The organism is Streptomyces sp. NPDC053560, from assembly GCF_044544605.1.
In the GTDB taxonomy this organism is placed as follows: domain Bacteria; phylum Actinomycetota; class Actinomycetes; order Streptomycetales; family Streptomycetaceae; genus Streptomyces.
In genome coordinates, this window is the sequence record NZ_JBITXI010000011.1 from 105,325 (window position 1) to 123,021 (window position 17,697).

Consider the following 17,697-nt stretch of genomic DNA (forward strand, 5'->3'; position numbering starts at 1 on the left):
TCCGCCCCGGGGGGGGCCCGCCGCCCCCCCCCCCCCCGGGCCCGCCCCCCCCCCCCCCCCCGCCCCGGCGGCTCCCCCCCCCCCCCCCCCCCCCCCCCCCCCCCCCCCCCCCCACGAGCGGAGCAGGCCGCTACGTGCCCGCGGGCTCCTGCTCCTGGGCGTGCTGGTTGGGGCCGGCGGCCTTTTCCTGGGAACGGAGCATCTGTGCCAGTGCCTCAAGGCTTTGCGCTGCGGCTGTGCCGCCACCGCAGGTCAAGGAGGCGATGAGGTTGCCGAGCAGGCCTGCCCGGTCGGCGACTATGCGTACCTGGCCGATTTCGACGACGAGGCCCAGCAGGTTCAGTCGCAGCCCCTGCGGGATGTTGAGTACGACGCACTCTTGAGGCGGTGTTGTCATCCGAGTCTCCCCCTCTGAAGGACCAACTGCGCTCCGGTACCCCTCGGGGGACACCCCATACGCGCCCGCACGCCTGCTTCTCACGCCCCTTCGGGTGCCGGTGACCCGTGCCGGACCGGTGGGGGCGTGCGGCGTGACAGGGGGCCGTTCCCGCGGTATGGAGGCCGGTCCGCGTGCGGTGTGCGGGGGAGCTGCCTGCGGGTCCGGCGGGTGGCTGGCGCTTCGGGCCGTACGCCGGTCGCGGGCATGCGGGCAGGGCGTACCGGGGAGGGGCGGGTATTGCGGGGGAGGGGGCGTACGCGGTACCGACCGGGTTTTTCGGTGTGTGCGTCGAGGCGGGCGTGGGGCGGAGGGCTGAGGGAGCGTGGGCGGGGTGGGCCGGTGCTCGCAGTGCGCCGGGGCGAGGCCCGGTACGGCGAAGGCCCCGACGTGGTCCGCCGGGGCCCGGGGGCGTTGCTGGTGCCGTTACTTGCCGGCGCCGACCGGGTCGACCGTGATCGACGGCGTGGCGCTGTCGGAGGCGGGGACGTTGATGGTCAGGGGCAGGGAGTGCGAGTGGGTCTCACCGGGCGGGGTGACGATGAGGGACGTGAAGGTCACGCCGCTGCCGCCGGAGTCGTTCATCGGGTGGTGAAGGGTGAAGCGGGTCTCCTCGCCGGGCGCGACGTCGACCTTCGTCGGGCCGATCTTGCTGCGGGTGGCGCTGACCGTGCCGTCCTTGCCCTTCAGGTCCACGCCGGGGAAGCCCTGGAGGCTGCAGGTGGCGGACCCGGTGTTCTTGAGGTTGATGAGCGTCGTGCCCTCGCTCATGCCGTGGGAGCTGCTGAAGTCGAGCTGCGAGGTCTTGCAGGAGCCGGAGCCCGAGGCGCCGCTCTCGCCGGAGCCGTCACTGCTCGAACCGGATTCCGAGCCGGTCGCGTTGCCGTCCGCGGGTGCGCTGCCGCCCCCGGAACCCTGCGACGCCGAGCTGTCGTTGCTGCTGCCGCTCGCGGAGTCGCTGTCCCCGCCCTGGCAGGCGGTGAGCGAGAGGCCGGCGGCGACCACCACGGCCAGTAGGGACAGCTTCTGAGCACGCATCGTTTCTCCTTGGGGGATGTGTGGGGGGAGTGCCCACTCCTCGCGAGTGAGCCCTGCCGGTCACAGGGACCCGGCCGGCGCCGGAGGCGTTGCGCATGATCGTCTCCTAATACGTGGCTGTGACAAACAATTCCGGATGGTGAGACCAGTCCCGTCCCTCTGGGTGACAGCGTGCACATTCGTCCGGCATGGGTGCGTGGCACTGTCGGTGGACACCCACGCGAGCCCCCCGCGCGCCGCTGTCGAGGCGGAAGAAGCTTCGTTATTTGTGAAGGGGCCTCGGATTTCAGGGAAACGGCGACAGCCGTCGCTCCCCGAGTGCTGCGGCATTCAGGGGTATCCGACCCTCTTGGTGCTGGCCGATGGGCCGGCTAAGCAAGCGCACGGTACGGCGAAACCCGGTGAGCGGAGGAATTTCGTGGTGGTACTGCGTACGGAATCGAGGGCGCCTGCTGGCGTGTCATTCGTGGATTACGGGGTTTCCACCCTGGCGCGTCTTCTGGACAGCGCGGGGATGGATGCCGAGCACGGCACAAGGGTACTGCGCGGGATGCTCACGCCATGGGGCGGAGGGCGAATAGGTGAGCGACCACATTGGCATTCGGACGTCTGCGCCGACGGTTCGCCGATCGAGTTCTCCGCGGCCTTTTCGAGGCACTGCCGAGAGGTTCGCGTGCTGGTCGAAGCCCTTCCTGACCGGCCGACCACACCGGCCGCACAGGAATCGGCGACCGAGCTCACCCGGATACTAGTCCAGGACTTCGGCGCGGACGGCGACCGGCTGGCGAAAATAACGGACCTGTTCCTCCCGGACGAGGAACCGACAGGATTCGCCATGATGCACGCGGTGGTCTTCACGCCCACCGGACGGCCCGAGTTCAAGGTCTACCTGAATCCGAACGCTTCCCGCGGGATGTCCGCCGTCGAGCGGACGCACGAGGCGCTGGACCGGCTGGGATTCGGAAAGGCGTGGACGGCCATCGCCGACTACGCCGACCGCGGATTCGACCTCGACCGGATCGTCTACGTCAGCCTCGACCTGGCCGACGGGCCCGAGTCACGCGTGAAGGTGTATTTCCGGCACTACGACGTCACCCCGGAATACCTCGACACCCGCATGGAGATATCGGCTCAGCACGAGCGGGGATTCCTCGGGGAATTCTGCCGCAAGGTGACCGGCCGGGCGGGAGAGGTACGGAACCAGCCGCTCGTCAGCAACCTGACCTTCGCCGCCGCCGGCGGGCATCTCCCCGTGTCCGCGACGCTGTACGTCCCCCTGTGGGTGCACGCCGAGAACGACCGGACCGTACGCGACCGCATCAGCGCGGTCATGGCCGGCCTGGGTCTTCCCGACAGCGGCTACCGGGCCCTGCTGGACCATGTGGCGCGCCGTCCGCTCCCGGACGGGCGCGGCATCCACACGTACGCGTCGGCACGGGTGCAGCACGGCCTTCCCCGCGTGACCACGTACTGGTCCTCGGAGCTGTACGACCGGTATCCGCCCGCCCGTTACCAGCGGGGCTGAGCGCCATGCCGCTCTACGAGGTGGAGCATGGGGCGCGCCACAAGATGGCGCACGAAGAGATGCACGGTACGACGCGCGAGGCGATGGGCTCGCTTTTCGACGACGCGCGTGTCCGGCCCGGTCTGCTCCGGAACCGTTCGCACATACGGTGGGGCGCCTATCCGCCCGATGTCATTCCGCTGACCGCCGCCGAACCGGATTTCCCCGGGCCGCAGGTGGTGACCGACGCCATGATCTCGGCGCTGGCCGACGGCTACTTTCCCTATGCGTCACCGGAGGGCCTGGACGAACTCCGGGAGGTGTTCGCGGAGGTGGCCGAGGACCGTTACGGGATAAGCGCACACCCCGACCGCGTGGTGACGGCGCCCGGCACGGCCGCCGCACTCTGGGGCGTGGTCCACCTGCTGTGCGGGCAGGGCGACGAATGCATATTGCTGGACCCGGTGGACCTGCTCTTCGGCCAGGCCATAGACGCCGCAGGAGCCCGCCGCGTCCATTACCCCGTCGACAAGAGGACGGGGCAGCTCGACCCGGACCGGCTCGCCTCCCTGATCACCCCGCGCACCGCACTGATCTGCATGTGCAACCCGCACAACCCTCTGGGCACGGTCTTCCCCGCGGAAACCCTCCGCGCGGTGGCGGAAACAGCCGGCCGGCACGGAATCCCGGTCCTTTCCGACGAGGTCTGGAACGAAATCGTGTACCCGCCCGGCGCGCACGTCAGCATGGCGAGCCTGGACACGGAGACCGGCCCGCGCATCCACACGGTGACCGGACTCTCCAAGACCTTTGCCCTGCCCGGCCTTCGGATGGGATTCGTGATCGCCCCGAATGCGCGCGAGGCGAACGACCTCCAGCGCGTCTTCCAGCGACTCGGCGCCGCGTACAGCCTGACGCCCTTCACCCAGGCCGGTGCGCTGGCCGCGCTGCGTCACGGCTGGCCCTGGCGGAACGCGTTCCTGGCACATCTGCGGGAGACCCGGGATTACTGCGTGGCACGGCTGAACGCGATTCCGGGAATGTCGTGCGGCCGCCCGGACGGCACATTCGTGCTGTTTCCCGATGTGTCGGCCACCGGCCTGAACAGTCGCGCGATGGGCGAATTCCTCCTGGCGGAAGCCCGGGTGGCGGTGGTGGCCGGTACGACGGAGTGGTTCGGCCCCGGCGCCGAAGGCAACATCCGCATCAGCTACGCCACGTCCCGGGCGGTGATGGAAGAGGCGCTGAACCGCGTGGAAAAGGCCGTCACCGGGCTTTCCGTGCGCGCGCGGCCCCTCCCATCACGAGCCCTCCGGCCCCCCTCACCCCCGTAGCCACGCCTTCAGCGGGCCCCACCAGGACCGACGACGCCGGGGAACCGGTACCGCCGGGGACGGGAGCGGGGGAGCGGGGTGAACCGGGAACCCGGCGGCGGGCCTCGGGCCGGTCACCGCCGACGCGCCCCGGGCGTCGCCCACGGGGCCGCCGGGCGCCGGTACGCTCCCCGCCGCGTCATCGAGCGGGGCGGGGGAGCGGCGCCGGGCCGCGGTGAACGTCACCGGCAGACTGGCCAGATGGCGCGTCATCCAGCCCGACGTCCAGCGCAGGTCCCCCTCGGGGATGCTGAGCCGGATGTCGGGCAGCCGCGCCAGCAGCGCGTCGATGCCGGTGTCGGCGATGGCGCGGCCGATGTTCTGGCCGGGGCACTCCTGCGGGCCGCTGCTGAACGCCAGATGCCCGCGGTTCCCGTGCAGCGGGGTCGAGGGGTCCGGCCGGACGGCCGGGTCGTAGTTACCGGCGGCCAGCCCGAGCAGCAGCATGTCGCCCGCCGCGACCTTCTGTCCGCCGACCTCCGTGTCCACGGCGGCCCATCGGCCGGGGATGGTCATCAGCGGCGGCTCGCTCCAGAGCACCTGCTCCACCACGTCCGGCAGGGTCATCTGCCCGCCGGCCAGCGACGCGTGGCAGCGGGGGTCGGTCAGCACCATCCGCAGCGTGCTCTTGAGCAGGTTGACCGTGGTCTCGTTCGCCGCGATGAGGATGACCCGCAGGTGGTTCCACACCTCCTCGTCGGTCAGCCCGGAGGAGTGGTCGATCAGCCAGGACGTGATGTCGTGGCCGCGGTCCTTGCGTTTGCGCCGTACGAGATCCGCGAGCGTTTCCACGATGAACTCGTTGCTGGCCACGGACGTCTCGGTGCCCGCCACCATGTCCCGGCTGGCCGCGACCAGCCGCGGTCCGAACTCGTCGGACATGCCCAGGAGCTGCGTCAGGACGAGCATGGGCAGCTGTTCGGCGAACTCGCCGGCCAGATCGGCCTCCCCCCGCTCCGCGAAGCCGTCGGCCAGCTGGTGCGTGAAGCGGGTGATGTGCCGCCGGATGCCGCGCCGGTTGAAGCGCTCCAGACTGTCGGTGACCGCCAGCCGCAGCCGGTCGCGCTCCGCCCCGTCCAGGAACAGGCAGACCGGCTGCCAGGCGATCATCGGGAGCAGTGGGGAGTCCGGCGGGACCTTCCCCTCCTTGAACCAGCGCCATGTACGGGAGTCGCGGCTGAACCGGCCCGGCGTACCGGCGACCTCCAGGATCTCCCGGTAGCCGAGCACGATCCACGCCGGCAGATCGCCGTCGAGCAGGACGGGCGCGACGGGGCCGTGCTCGGCGCGCAGGCGCTCGTACAGGCCCATGGGGTCCGCGGCCGCCTCGGGGCCGAAGAGCCGCGCCAGTCCGTCGGTACTCCTGGACCCGGCGTGCGCCGGACACTCCGGAGGCGGCCCGGGCAGCGACGTGAGGCGGGTCTGGTCGGGGGAGGAGGAGGTCACCGTGGCTCCGTGGTCGTGGTGGTGAGGGCGTGCAGATAGCGCACGAGGGACAGCAGACCGTCGCGGCTGGAGGTGCGTTCGCGGGCGTCGCAATCGATCACCGGCACCGCGTCGGGGATGTCCAGGGCCTCCCGGAGGTCGGACACCGGATAGGAGGGCGCGTCCGGGAAGGAGTTGATGGCGACGATGAAGGGCACCCCGCGCTCCTCCAGCCGGCCCATCACGTCGAAGCTGTCCTCCAGCCGCCGGGCGTCGACCAGGACCACGGCGCCGAGCGCGCCTTCGAAGAGGCCGTCCCACAGGAACCAGAAGCGCTGCTGACCGGGGGTGCCGAAGACGTACAGGACCAGTTCGTCGCTGAGGGTGATCCGGCCGAAGTCCATCGCCACGGTCGTCTCGCTCTTGCGCTCGACGCCGGCGATGTCGTCCACCCCGGCCCCGGCCTGCGTCATGGTCTCCTCGGTGGTCAGCGGTCTGATCTCACTGACCGATCCGACGAGGGTGGTCTTCCCGACGCCGAAGCCGCCGACGACGACGACCTTCACCGCGGTGGTGATCGACTCCGGCAGGACGTCTTCGGACCGGGGACCGACGACGGGCTCAGAGATTCTGTAGTCCATGCATCACCGCCTCCAAGAGTTCGACATCGGGCATCGACTTGGCGGGGATCGAGGCCCGGGCTTCCACGTGGCCGCTCTCCAGCAGGCCCGTGAGCAGAACGGTGACCACGCTGACCGGCAGCTTGAGATACGCGGAGATCTCGGCGACGGAGAGCGGGTAATCGCAGATGCCGACGATGGCGGCGCGTTCGGGCTGCATGCCCGAGCCGGCCTCGCTGCGGCTCACGATCAGCGTGACCACGTCCAGGGGGACGCGCTTCTCGGGCGGATTCCGGTCGGCGGACGCGAGGATGTAGAGCCGCTCGGGTCCGCCCTCTTCCCAGGGCCGGAGTTCCTCCTGTTCCGGGTCCTTCATGGCAGCTGCCGGTCGGACCGCGGTGGGCTGGTGAGGTGCTGCCCGATCCGGGCGACCAGGTCCCGCATGCGCTGCCCCACGAGCCCGGCGTCCACGTCGTCGTCGGCCAGTACCGCCAGATATGCCCCGGCGCCGGCCGCCATCAAATAGAAGAAGCCACCGTCGACCTCCACCACGACGAGTTTCATACGGCCGTTGCCGTGCGGGAATTCCGCCGCGATGGCCGCCGAAAGGCTCTGCAGTCCGGCGCAGGCGGCGGCGAGGCGATCAGCCGCGTCGCCGTCCGTACCGAATTGCGCCATGCACAGGCCGTCCGAGGACAGCACCACGATATTTCGGGTCTGCGGGACGCTGGAAGCCAATTCCTCCAGCATCCAGTCCATATTGAGCCACTGCTTTGTCGCCACGTGCTTACTCATCCTTACCTCATGGCTCTGTTACTGCTCGGATTCTTCATCGCTCGGGCCATCGGGACGAGACGCTGGGGAATCGGCTCGGGACTCGCCGGAGACACCTTCGAGGAAGGCGGACATCCACAACCCGGCCTGCGGTGGCCCGCCGGCCGACGCCGAGGACCGGGAGTCGGCGGTGGAAGCCGCCTGCTGCGGCGGCCGCTGATGGGGGGAGAGGGCGCGGGTACGCCGCCTGCGCTGCGGGAGCCCGTTGGCGGTGCGCCGGGCGTTGCTGGGCGACGGCTCCTGGAGGGACGCCTGGGAAATGGGCTTGCGGCCGTAGCTGGAGGGCTCGCGGGGCGGCGGCAGGCTGGGTGCCTTGGCCAGGGCCCCGCCGGGCACCGGAGTCACGGTGACCAGGTCGGGCGGGACGATCAGTACGACGCGCACGCCGCCGTACGCGGAGACCCGCAGGGACACCTTGAAGTGGTTCGTGTGGGACAGCCGGCCGACCACGGCCAGGCCGAGCCGCGGCGACTCGCCCAGGTCGTCCAGGTCCAGCCCGCTGGCGGCGTCCTGGGCCAGGGCGTGCTCGGCGCGGATCCGGGCTTCGTCGGTCAGCCCGAGCCCGGCGTCCTCGATCTCGACGGCCACGCCGGACTGCACCTCGGACGCGGTCAGATGGACCCGGGTCTGGGGCGGGGAGTAGCGGGTGGCGTTGTCCAGGAGCTCGGCCACGGCGTGAATGAGCGGCTCGGCGGCGCGGCCGAGAATGCCGACGTCCGCCACCGAGTGCAGGTCCACCCGGCGGTAGTCGGTGATTCGGGACATGGCGCCGCGCAACACATTGAACAGCGGGATGTCCTTCTGCCACTGACGCCCCGGCCGGGCCCCGCCCAGTACGGCGATGCTGTCCGCGAGGCGGCCGATCAGCGCGGTCCTGTGGTCGAGGTGCAGCAGGTCGTTGAAGACCTCGGGGTCCTGGCCGTGTTTGTCTTCCATCTCCCGCAGTTCCAGGGCCTGTTGATGCACGATGGCCTGGACGCGGCGGGCGATGTTGACGAAGGCCCGCTGGGCGGAGTCACGCAGGTCCTCCTCGGCCTCCACGGTCTGGAGCACGTAGCGCAGGACACCGTGCTGCGCGGCCTCGAAGCGGGGACTCACGAGGGACACCGGGCTGGTGGTGCGCAGTACGTCCTCGACCGAGTTGCCCTTCTGCAGCCGGGCCATGGCCGCGGGCAGCGTCTCCTTGGCCATCCGTACGGTCTCGGTCTCCTGCTCGGCCAACTGCCGCTGCAGGAACTCCTCTCTCGCGGCGTACTGCCGGCGGAGTTCGTCGATGGTGCGGCCCCGGCGGGCCGCCGACGCGGCCGCGACGGCCACCGCCGCCGTCGCGACGATGCCGATCCAGACGGCGTAGGGGCGGGCCGCCGGGGGCACCGACGAGGCGGCCACGGCCGTACATATGGCCAGTAGTGCGGGCGGCAGCAGCCACATCGTGGTGGCGGCGGGCCCCGGCCTTCCGGGTGACGCATCAGCACGGACCATCGGCATCCTCAGAGCACTAAGGGAAGGAATGGGGCGTCATGCACGGCATTCACGGGCCCGGGAAAAGGGCTGGGAACGACAGAAGACCGTCGGGCCACGCGCACCGTAAATCGGTCGCAGCACATGACTAATAGGTATTCCGCGCGGAGCCGGGTCCCCAGGACGCCCGAGCCCTCGTACGGCGGTCGGCATCACCGCAGCCGGCAGCGACGCGTTGTTTCCGTCGCAACCCGCTGCGCGGCAATGAGCATAGCGGTGTGGGATTAGCTCCGTGGGGCGAGTGCATATAACACATGAATGCACTCACGTGCGAAATTCAGCAGAATCGTTTGGTGCTGGCCATTCGCTGGAATCTTCCGCCCCCTTATTCACGGCCGGCGACCGGCGCAAAGGGGCGGGTGCGCGATTATGTCCGAGTCACGCGGCTTGCGCGCCATATGACGCGAAGACGCAGCAAACCGGCGGCCTTGTCGGGGTGCCCCCTCGTCGAGGGGGGCTTGAGTGAGTGGGCTCACACGAGGTGCTGAGCGAGGTGCAGGTGCGGCAGACGCCACGACAACGTCGAAGGGCCCCACCGCGAACGGTGGGGCCCTTCGACATCGTGCCCGGTGAGGCACTGGCGGAGGATACGAGATTCGAACTCGTGAGGGGTTGCCCCCAACACGCTTTCCAAGCGTGCGCCCTAGGCCTCTAGGCGAATCCTCCGCTGGAGACATTACATGACGTGGGGGAGTGCTCGCGAACTCGATCCCCGGGTGGGATCCACCCGGGTCGGGGGGCGGGGGTGAGGGTCGTTTCGGGGGCGCTGGATCAGGTACTGTGGGCGCAGCCCCTCACGTGGCGCTATCTGACTGAACTCCCCCAGGGCCGGAAGGCAGCAAGGGTAGGTCGGCTCTGGCGGGTGCGTGGGGGGCGTTTGCGTTCCCGGGGCTCGGGGCTCGGGGCCTCGGGGTGCCGCGGCCGCCGGTCGGCCTCGGTGGGCGGGCGGCCCGTAGGAAGGGCAGCCGTACGAAGGGTGGCCCGTGGGCAGGGCGGTCGGGTCGGCCGAAGGCGCGGGGCCGGGCTCCTTCGCTCCGGGGGTGGCCGTGGGACATCGTCGGCGGGGGCCGGTTGTCGGTGCGGGCCGATATCGTCGTATGCGTGTCATCCCTTGCGCTGTACCGCCGCTACCGCCCCGAGACCTTCGCCGAGGTCATCGGGCAAGAGCACGTGACCGACCCGCTGCAGCAGGCCCTGCGGAACAACCGCGTCAACCACGCGTATCTCTTCAGCGGACCCCGCGGCTGCGGCAAGACGACCAGCGCGCGGATCCTGGCGCGCTGCCTCAACTGTGAGCAAGGTCCCACCCCGAACCCCTGCGGGGAGTGCCAGAGCTGCGTCGACCTCGCGCGCAACGGCCGCGGATCGATCGACGTCATCGAGATCGACGCCGCGTCGCACGGTGGTGTGGACGACGCGCGCGAGCTGCGCGAGAAGGCCTTCTTCGGGCCCGCCAGCAGCCGCTACAAGATCTACATCATCGACGAGGCGCACATGGTCACCTCGGCGGGCTTCAACGCCCTGCTGAAGGTGGTCGAGGAGCCGCCGGAGCATCTGAAGTTCATCTTCGCGACCACCGAGCCCGAGAAGGTCATCGGGACGATCCGGTCGCGTACGCACCACTACCCGTTCCGGCTCGTGCCGCCCGGCACCCTGCGCGAGTACCTGCACGAGGTGTGCGGCCGGGAGGAGATCCCGGTCGACGAGGGCGTGCTGCCGCTGGTCGTGCGGGCCGGCGCCGGCTCCGTGCGTGACTCGATGTCGGTGATGGACCAGCTGCTGGCCGGCGCCGGTGCCGACGGTGTGACATACGCCATGGCCACGGCCCTGCTGGGGTACACGGACGGGTCGCTGCTGGACTCGATCGTGGAGGCCTTCGCCTCCGGGGACGGCGCGGCGGCCTTCGAGGTCGTGGAGCGGGTGATCGAGGGCGGCAACGACCCCCGGCGGTTCGTGGCCGACCTGCTGGAGCGGCTGCGCGACCTGGTGATCCTGGCGGCCGTGCCGGACGCGGCGGAGAAGGGGCTGATCGACGCCCCGGCCGACGTCGTGGAGCGGATGGAGGCCCAGGCGTCCGTCTTCGGCGCCGCGGAGCTCAGCCGCGCCGCCGACCTGGTCAACTCCGGCCTGACGGAGATGCGCGGGGCGACCTCGCCGCGGCTCCAGCTGGAACTGATCTGCGCGCGGGTGCTGCTGCCCGCCGCTTACGACGACGAGCGCTCGGTGCAGGCGCGGCTGGACCGCCTGGAGCGCGGGGTCGGCGTCGCGGCCCTCGGCGGCGGCATGCCGGGCGGCGCACCGGGCGCGGCCGGGATGCCGGTCATGCAGCCCGGCGGCGAGCCCGCAGCGGGGTACGTACCCGGGCCCGACACCCACGCGGCGCCGGGCGTGCCGGCGGGGCCGAGCGGTCCCGCGGCGGCACGGGCCGCGGTGCGCGGCGCCATGGGCGGCCCGGGAAGCGGCGCCGGGGGCGGTACAGGGAACGGCCCGGCGGCCGGAGCGGTCGGCGGTCCGGAGGGTGGCCCGACAGGTGGCCCCGCGGGTGGCGGTGCCGGGGGGGCGCCCGGTGCGGGGAGCGCGCCGGGGGACGCCTCGGGCGCGGCGCCCGTACCCGGCGGCAGCGGTGGCGCTCCGGCGGGCGCGTGGCCTTCGGGCGCGCAGCAGCCGGGCCGTGCGCCGGGCGACGGCGGGCAGCCCGCTGGAGCCGGCGCGGAGGCCGGTGCCGGGGAGCGCCGGCCGGGCGCCTGGCCGGGCAGCGCGAGCGGGCCCGGCGGTGCGAGCGGCTCCGGTGGCGGTGGTGAGGAGTCCGGGCAGCGGCCCGGGGCCTGGCCGACGGCCGGCGGTGCCGGACCACAGGGCGGACCTCAGGGCGGACCGGCGGCGGGCGGTGCCGAGGGCGGCGCGGCAGGTGGCCGGCGGCCCGGCGGCTGGCCGACCGCGGCCGCGCCCGGGAGCCAGCCGGGCGGCGGCCAGGGCGACGCCCCTGTACAGCAGTCCGGCGGGCAGCCGTCGTACGCCCCTCAGCCGTCCGCTCCGCAGCCGGCGGCCCCGCAGCAGCCCGCGGCCCAGCAGGGCGGGGGCGTGCCGGGGGCCGGTGGGCAGGGCAACGCCCAGGGGACTCAGCAGGTACGGCAGATGTGGCCGGACATCCTGGAGGCGGTGAAGGGCAAGCGGCGCTTCACCTGGATCCTGCTCAGCCAGAACGCCCAGGTGGCAGGGTTCGACGGCACGACGCTGCAGGTCGGCTTCCCCAATGCCGGCGCGCGCGACAGCTTCGCGAACGGCGGCAGTGAGGACGTGCTGCGGGAGGCGCTGGCCGAGCGGTTCGGCGTGCAGTGGCGGGTCGAGGCGATCATCGATCCGTCGGGCGGTGCCAACCCGCCGAGCGGCGGCCCGGCCCCGCGCGGCGGCGGCTTCGGCGGCAGCGGCGCGAGCGGTGGCGGCTTCGGCGGCGGTGGCGGTGGCTTCGGCGGCGGTGCCCCGGCCGGGCCGCCGCAGCCCGCGGCGGCGCCCGCACCGCCCGCGCAGGGCGGGCCCGACCGGAGTGCCGCGGGCGGCGGTCAGGGCGCGCAGCGGGCGCGGCAGGCCGTGGCCTCGGCCGGAGCTCCGCAGGCGCCGGGGCCGGCCGCCGAGCCGGCGTACCGCGAGCCGGAGCCCTCGCCCATGTCGATCGAGGAGGACATGCCGGCGGAGGACGACGCCGACCTCGTCGACTCGGCGCTGAGCGGCTACGACCTCATCGTCCGCGAACTGGGCGCGACGGTCATAGAGGAGTACAACAACGAGTGACCTCGTGCGACGAGAACGAGTGACCTCGTGCGACGACCACGAGTGATCTCGTGCGACGACCACGAGTGACCTCGTGCGGCAGCAACGGGTGGCCTCGTACGTCGACCACGAGTGACCTCGTGCGACAGCGCCGAGTGATCGAGTGGCTGTGTCGCTTTTTGTCGCATTCCGTCATCGCCGCAGGCGCGCCGCTGCCCGGGGCGGGCGCACATCCGTACTCCTCCCCGCGACGTAGGGCGGCACGCTCCCGGAGCACGTAGGCTCGGGCTACCGCACCCATTTGTAGTCGTACGGCAGGAGTCCGCAGTGATCCCCGGTGGTCAGCCCGATATGCAGCAGCTGCTCCAGCAGGCCCAGAAGATGCAGCAGGACCTCGCGGCGGCCCAGCAGGAGCTGGCGCAGACGCCCGTGTCAGGGTCCGCGGGCGGTGGTCTCGTCAAGGCGACGGTGAACGGCGCCGGCGAGCTGAAGGGCCTGGAGATCGACCCCAAGGCGGTGGACCCGGAGGCGGCGACGCCCGAGGAGACGGCCGAGACCCTCGCGGATCTCGTCATCGCCGCGGTCCAGGACGCCAACGCCGCGGCCGCCAAGCTCCAGCAGGACAAGCTGGGCCCGCTCGCGCAGGGCCTCGGCGGTGGCAGCGGCATCCCCGGCCTCCCCTTCTGAGGCCGCCCTTCCCGGCGGGAGCCGGTCCGGTTCCGTAACCGGTCCGGTTCCGCAGGGGCCGGGCCGACCGGTTTCCGGCGGGGAAGAACAGAAGAAGACCGGACGGCCGGCAGGCCAAGAGTTCCGGCAGGTTCCCTCTTCAGGGGGCCGAGACCTCCCCTTCGGACGGGAGGGCGATTAGCGTACGGAGCAGGGCGGACAAGGGAGAGAGCGTTCCGTGTACGAAGGCGTGGTCCAGGACCTGATCGACGAGCTGGGGCGGCTGCCCGGCGTCGGTCCCAAGAGCGCGCAGCGGATCGCCTTCCATGTCCTCCAGGCCGAGCCGACCGACGTCCGTCGGCTGGCGAACGCGCTGATGGAGGTCAAGGCGAAGGTCCGGTTCTGTTCCGTGTGCGGCAATGTCGCGCAGGACGAGCAGTGCCAGGTCTGCCGTGACCCGCGCCGGGACCCCTCGGTCATCTGCGTGGTCGAGGAGCCCAAGGACGTCGTCGCCATCGAGCGGACGCGGGAGTTCCGCGGCCGGTACCACGTACTGGGCGGGGCGATCAGCCCCATCGAGGGCGTGGGCCCGGACGATCTGCGGATCAGGGAGCTGCTGGCCCGGCTCGCCGACGGCACCGTCGGCGAGCTGATCCTGGCCACCGACCCGAACCTGGAAGGCGAGGCCACCGCCACGTACCTCGCGCGCATGATCAAGCCCATGGGACTGAAGGTGACGCGCCTGGCCAGCGGCCTGCCGGTCGGGGGCGACCTGGAGTACGCCGACGAGGTCACGCTCGGGCGGGCCTTCGAAGGACGGAGACTTCTCGATGTCTGATCCCACGTTGCACAACGCGACGCAGAACCCGGACGACTTCGCGGTACAGGTCGCCGATTCCATCGACAGCTTCATCGTCGCGGTCACGGAAGTGGCCCGCGGCGACGAGCCGGACAGCGCCGTGCCCTTCCTGCTCCTGGAGATCTCCCAGCTGCTGCTCACCGGCGGCCGGCTGGGCGCCCACGAGGACATCGTCCCGGACGAGCGGTACGAGCCGGACATCGGCCCCGAGCCGGACGTGGACGAGTTGCGGGAGCGGTTCGCGACGCTGCTGGACCCGGTGGACGTCTACAACGAGCTGTTCGACCCGTACGTCCCGCGCAGCGCGCCCGTGGCCTGCCGGATCTCCGACGACCTCGCCGACATCATCACCGACCTGCGGCACGGCCTCGCGCACTACCGGGCCGGGCGGATCACCGAGGCCCTGTGGTGGTGGCAGTTCTCGTACCTGTCGAACTGGGGCCCCACCGCGAGCGCCGCGCTGCGCGCCCTGCAGTCGCTGGTCGCGCACGTACGCCTGGACCAGCCGCTGGACGAGCTGGACGGCCTGGACACCGACACGGGCGCCGACGGCAGTGGCGACCTGGAGGAAGAGGCCGGGAAGGTGATGGCGGCGGAGATCGCCGGTCCCCTCGGCCTGCGCCAGGGCTGAGCGTCTGAGCGCCGGGGCCGAGCGCCGGGGCGCGCGGGCGAGGCTCGGCGTGCCCTTGGGCGCCGTCGCGTAACACCGGGCGCCTTGTGAGCTGGCTTACGTTTCCGGGTGGTTTCCGTGTGCTCTTGGCCGGAGCGGGCAGGTGGCCTGCCGAGCGGGCGCGACGGAGCGCCACGCCGGCCGTTTCGGGAGATACTCGGAAAGAAGGACACGGGACGGCTCGTACCGGGTCAGGGCGGTGGGTGCGGCGGTCGGACGCGACCGGCATGCCGACCGTTTCGATCAGGTTGCGAGCAATGTGTCTCACGATGTGGTAATGGCGAGGCGGATTCCGCCTGCTCGATAGACTGAGCCGACCGCATGGCCCCTGAACCCGGGGGTCCGGAAACAACCGCAGACCTGCGGAATCCGCAGGCCACGGGGATCCGACAGACAGTTGCGAGGAGCGAGCACACGTGGGCCTTGTCGTGCAGAAGTACGGCGGCTCATCCGTTGCGGATGCCGAGGGCATCAAGCGCGTTGCCAAGCGAATCGTCGAGGCCAAGAAGAACGGCAACCAAGTTGTCGTAGTGGTCTCCGCGATGGGCGACACGACGGACGAGCTGATCGATCTCGCGGAGGAAGTTTCCCCGATTCCTTCGGGCCGCGAGTTCGACATGCTGCTGACCGCCGGAGAGCGGATCTCCATGGCCCTGCTGGCGATGGCGATCAAAAACCTCGGACACGAGGCGCAGTCCTTCACGGGCAGCCAGGCCGGTGTCATAACGGACTCCGTGCACAACAAGGCACGGATCATCGATGTCACGCCGGGCCGGATCAAGACGTCCGTCGACGAGGGCAACATCGCGATCGTCGCCGGCTTCCAGGGTGTGTCCCAGGACAAGAAGGACATCACCACCCTGGGTCGCGGTGGCTCGGACACGACCGCCGTCGCGCTGGCCGCCGCGCTGGACGCGGACGTCTGTGAGATCTACACCGATGTCGACGGTGTCTTCACCGCCGACCCGCGGGTCGTGAAGAAGGCCCGCAAGATCGACTGGATCTCCTTCGAGGACATGCTGGAGCTGGCCAGCTCCGGTTCCAAGGTGCTGCTGCACCGCTGCGTCGAGTACGCACGCCGTTACAACATCCCGATCCACGTCCGGTCCTCGTTCTCGGGGCTTCGGGGTACGTGGGTCAGCAACGAACCGCAAGGGGACGAGCCGATGGAGCAGGCGATCATCTCGGGTGTCGCGCACGACACCTCCGAGGCGAAGGTCACGGTCGTCGGCGTACCGGACAAGCCGGGCGAGGCCGCGACGATCTTCCGGGCGATCGCGGACGCCGAGATCAACATCGACATGGTCGTGCAGAACGTCTCGGCCGCCTCCACCGGTCTGACCGACATCTCCTTCACGCTGCCGAAGACCGAGGGCCGCAAGGCCATCGCGGCGCTGGAGAAGACCAAGCCCTCCGTCGGCTTCGACTCGCTCCGCTACGACGACCAGATCGCCAAGATCTCCCTGGTCGGCGCCGGCATGAAGACCAATCCCGGCGTCACCGCCGGCTTCTTCGAGGCGCTGTCCAACGCGGGCGTGAACATCGAGCTCATCTCGACCTCCGAGATCCGCATCTCGGTCGTCACCCGCGCCGATGACGTCAACGAGGCAGTCCAGGCCGTCCACAGCGCGTTCGGTCTCGACACCGATTCCGACGAGGCCGTGGTCTATGGCGGCACCGGCCGATGACATCGGCTGATGGGCCGATGCTGTCGGCCCAGGCGGGGCGCGCGGACGACCGCGCGCCCCGTAAGCCGAACCTCGCCGTCGTCGGCGCCACCGGCGCCGTCGGCGGCGTACTGCTCGGCATCCTCTCCGAGCGCGCCGACATCTGGGGCGAGGTACGGCTGATCGCCTCTCCCCGCTCGGCGGGGCGCAAGCTGACCGTGCGCGGCGCGGAGACCGAGGTGCTGGCGCTCGCCGAAGAGGCCTTCGACGGCATCGACATCGCGCTCTTCGACGTGCCGGACGAGGTCTCGGCGAAGTGGGCGCCGATCGCCGCCGCCAAGGGCGCGGTGGTCGTGGACAACTCCGCCGCCTTCCGGATGGACCCGGACGTGCCGCTGGTCGTCCCGGAGGTCAACGCGCACGCCGCCCGCGCCCGGCCGCGCGGCATCATCGCCAACCCGAACTGCACGACGCTCTCGATGATCGTCGCGCTGGGCGCGCTGCATGCCGAGTACGGGCTGAGCGAGCTGATCGTCTCCTCGTACCAGGCCGTCTCCGGCGCGGGCAGGGCCGGCGTCGACGCCCTGCGCAGCCAGCTCTCCGAGGTGTCCGGCACCGAGCTGGGCACGACGCCCGGCGACGTACGGCGGGCCGTCGGGGACGACCTCGGGCCGTTCCCCGCGCCGATGGCGCTGAACGTCGTGCCGTGGGCCGGTTCCCTGCAGGAGGACGGCTGGTCCTCCGAGGAGCTGAAGGTACGCAACGAGTCCCGCAAGATCCTCGGGCTGCCGGACCTCCGGGTCAGCGCGACCTGCGTCCGGGTGCCGGTGATCACCACGCACTCCCTGACCGTGCACGCGCGCTTCGAGCGCGAGGTCACGGTGGCGGGGGCGCACGAGATCCTGGCCGCCGCGCCCGGTGTGGTGCTGTGCGACGACCCCGGGGAGGGCGAGTTCCCGACGCCCGCCGATGTGGTCGGTACGGACCCGACCTGGGTCGGCCGGGTACGCAGGTCTCTGGACGACCCGCTCGCGCTGGAACTCTTCGTCTGCGGCGACAACCTCCGCAAGGGCGCGGCCCTGAACACCGCGCAGATCGGCGAGCTGGTCGCGGCGGAGCTGACGGGGCACTGAGCCGCCGGGCCGTTGGCGGAGAGCGGGGCCGTGCGCGGCCGGACGTCGGCGGAGAGCGTAGCCGTGGGCGATCGGCGCTTCCGGGCCGTGGGCGGCCCTGAGTGATTGAACGTCGAAGAAACCCACTCCCCAAGATGTTCCCCGGTGGGTAATAATTCGAGGACTACTTGTGAAAGTCCTGTG

15 protein-coding genes, 1 tRNA gene and 1 other RNA gene are annotated in these 17,697 nt (G+C 71.2%); 9 read left to right on the forward strand and 8 right to left on the reverse strand.

Going from position 1 to position 17,697, the window contains the following annotated elements:
- Positions 1–130: 130 nt before the first annotated feature.
- Both ACIGQF_RS26155 and ACIGQF_RS26160 read right to left on the reverse strand, forming a co-directional pair.
- Positions 131–397 (reverse strand): hypothetical protein, encoded by a 267-nt coding sequence (locus ACIGQF_RS26155; RefSeq protein WP_399714683.1) that lies wholly within the window; start codon positions 395–397, stop codon positions 131–133.
- 465 nt (positions 398–862) lie between these two features.
- On the reverse strand, positions 863–1,474 hold the full coding sequence (locus ACIGQF_RS26160) for a DUF4232 domain-containing protein (protein ID WP_399714686.1): 612 nt from the start codon (positions 1,472–1,474) through the stop codon (positions 863–865).
- Between the two features lie 136 nt (positions 1,475–1,610).
- Here ACIGQF_RS26160 and ACIGQF_RS26165 point away from each other — a divergent pair, with 136 nt between their 5' ends.
- Both ACIGQF_RS26165 and ACIGQF_RS26170 read left to right on the forward strand, forming a co-directional pair.
- Positions 1,611–2,999 carry a tryptophan dimethylallyltransferase family protein gene (locus ACIGQF_RS26165; RefSeq protein ID WP_399714689.1) on the forward strand — a complete coding sequence of 463 codons (1,389 nt, stop codon included), beginning with the start codon at positions 1,611–1,613 and terminating at the stop codon, positions 2,997–2,999.
- A 5-nt stretch (positions 3,000–3,004) separates the two neighbouring features.
- Positions 3,005–4,312 carry a pyridoxal phosphate-dependent aminotransferase gene (locus ACIGQF_RS26170; RefSeq protein ID WP_399714692.1) on the forward strand — a complete coding sequence of 436 codons (1,308 nt, stop codon included), beginning with the start codon at positions 3,005–3,007 and terminating at the stop codon, positions 4,310–4,312.
- Here ACIGQF_RS26170 and ACIGQF_RS26175 read toward each other — a convergent pair.
- The 6 genes from ACIGQF_RS26175 to ACIGQF_RS26200 form a co-directional block, all read right to left on the reverse strand.
- The gene (locus ACIGQF_RS26175; RefSeq protein ID WP_399714694.1) at positions 4,301–5,797 is read right to left on the reverse strand and encodes a cytochrome P450; all 1,497 of its coding nucleotides are present in this window, start codon (positions 5,795–5,797) and stop codon (positions 4,301–4,303) included. The two genes, ACIGQF_RS26170 and ACIGQF_RS26175, sit on opposite strands and share 12 nt — an antisense overlap.
- On the reverse strand, positions 5,794–6,417 hold the full coding sequence (locus tag ACIGQF_RS26180; RefSeq protein ID WP_399714696.1) for a GTP-binding protein: 624 nt from the start codon (positions 6,415–6,417) through the stop codon (positions 5,794–5,796). Before ACIGQF_RS26180 ends, ACIGQF_RS26175 begins: the two co-directional genes overlap by 4 nt.
- Complete coding sequence (locus ACIGQF_RS26185; protein WP_399714699.1) at positions 6,398–6,772, reverse strand: DUF742 domain-containing protein; 375 nt, start codon at positions 6,770–6,772, stop codon at positions 6,398–6,400. The genes ACIGQF_RS26180 and ACIGQF_RS26185 overlap by 20 nt, the downstream gene beginning before the upstream one ends.
- Complete coding sequence (locus ACIGQF_RS26190; RefSeq protein WP_399715107.1) at positions 6,769–7,155, reverse strand: roadblock/LC7 domain-containing protein; 387 nt, start codon at positions 7,153–7,155, stop codon at positions 6,769–6,771. The genes ACIGQF_RS26185 and ACIGQF_RS26190 overlap by 4 nt, the downstream gene beginning before the upstream one ends.
- 54 nt (positions 7,156–7,209) lie before the next feature.
- A complete protein-coding gene (locus ACIGQF_RS26195) occupies positions 7,210–8,712 on the reverse strand; it encodes an ATP-binding protein (protein WP_399714701.1) in 1,503 nt (500 codons plus the stop codon).
- Positions 8,713–9,329: 617 nt separating this feature from the next.
- Positions 9,330–9,417, reverse strand: a tRNA-Ser gene (locus tag ACIGQF_RS26200).
- Positions 9,418–9,536: 119 nt separating this feature from the next.
- Between ACIGQF_RS26200 and ffs the strand changes: the two genes are divergently transcribed.
- The 7 genes from ffs (at position 9,537) to ACIGQF_RS26235 (ending at position 17,514) form a co-directional block, all read left to right on the forward strand.
- An RNA gene (gene ffs / locus ACIGQF_RS26205) (signal recognition particle sRNA small type) lies at positions 9,537–9,635 on the forward strand.
- A gap of 217 nt (positions 9,636–9,852) precedes the next feature.
- Positions 9,853–12,540 carry a DNA polymerase III subunit gamma and tau gene (locus ACIGQF_RS26210; protein ID WP_399714703.1) on the forward strand — a complete coding sequence of 896 codons (2,688 nt, stop codon included), beginning with the start codon at positions 9,853–9,855 and terminating at the stop codon, positions 12,538–12,540.
- A 306-nt stretch (positions 12,541–12,846) separates the two neighbouring features.
- Entirely contained in the window at positions 12,847–13,206 is a 360-nt protein-coding gene (locus ACIGQF_RS26215; protein WP_362212222.1) for a YbaB/EbfC family nucleoid-associated protein, read from the forward strand.
- 217 nt (positions 13,207–13,423) lie between these two features.
- Positions 13,424–14,023 carry a recombination mediator RecR gene (gene recR / locus ACIGQF_RS26220; protein WP_399714707.1) on the forward strand — a complete coding sequence of 200 codons (600 nt, stop codon included), beginning with the start codon at positions 13,424–13,426 and terminating at the stop codon, positions 14,021–14,023.
- Entirely contained in the window at positions 14,016–14,675 is a 660-nt protein-coding gene (locus tag ACIGQF_RS26225) for a DUF5063 domain-containing protein (protein ID WP_361552894.1), read from the forward strand. Before recR ends, ACIGQF_RS26225 begins: the two co-directional genes overlap by 8 nt.
- Positions 14,676–15,130: 455 nt before the next feature.
- Positions 15,131–16,402 carry an aspartate kinase gene (locus tag ACIGQF_RS26230; RefSeq protein ID WP_361552891.1) on the forward strand — a complete coding sequence of 424 codons (1,272 nt, stop codon included), beginning with the start codon at positions 15,131–15,133 and terminating at the stop codon, positions 16,400–16,402.
- A gap of 17 nt (positions 16,403–16,419) precedes the next feature.
- A complete protein-coding gene (locus ACIGQF_RS26235) occupies positions 16,420–17,514 on the forward strand; it encodes an aspartate-semialdehyde dehydrogenase (RefSeq protein WP_399715109.1) in 1,095 nt (364 codons plus the stop codon).
- Positions 17,515–17,697 lie beyond the last annotated feature (183 nt).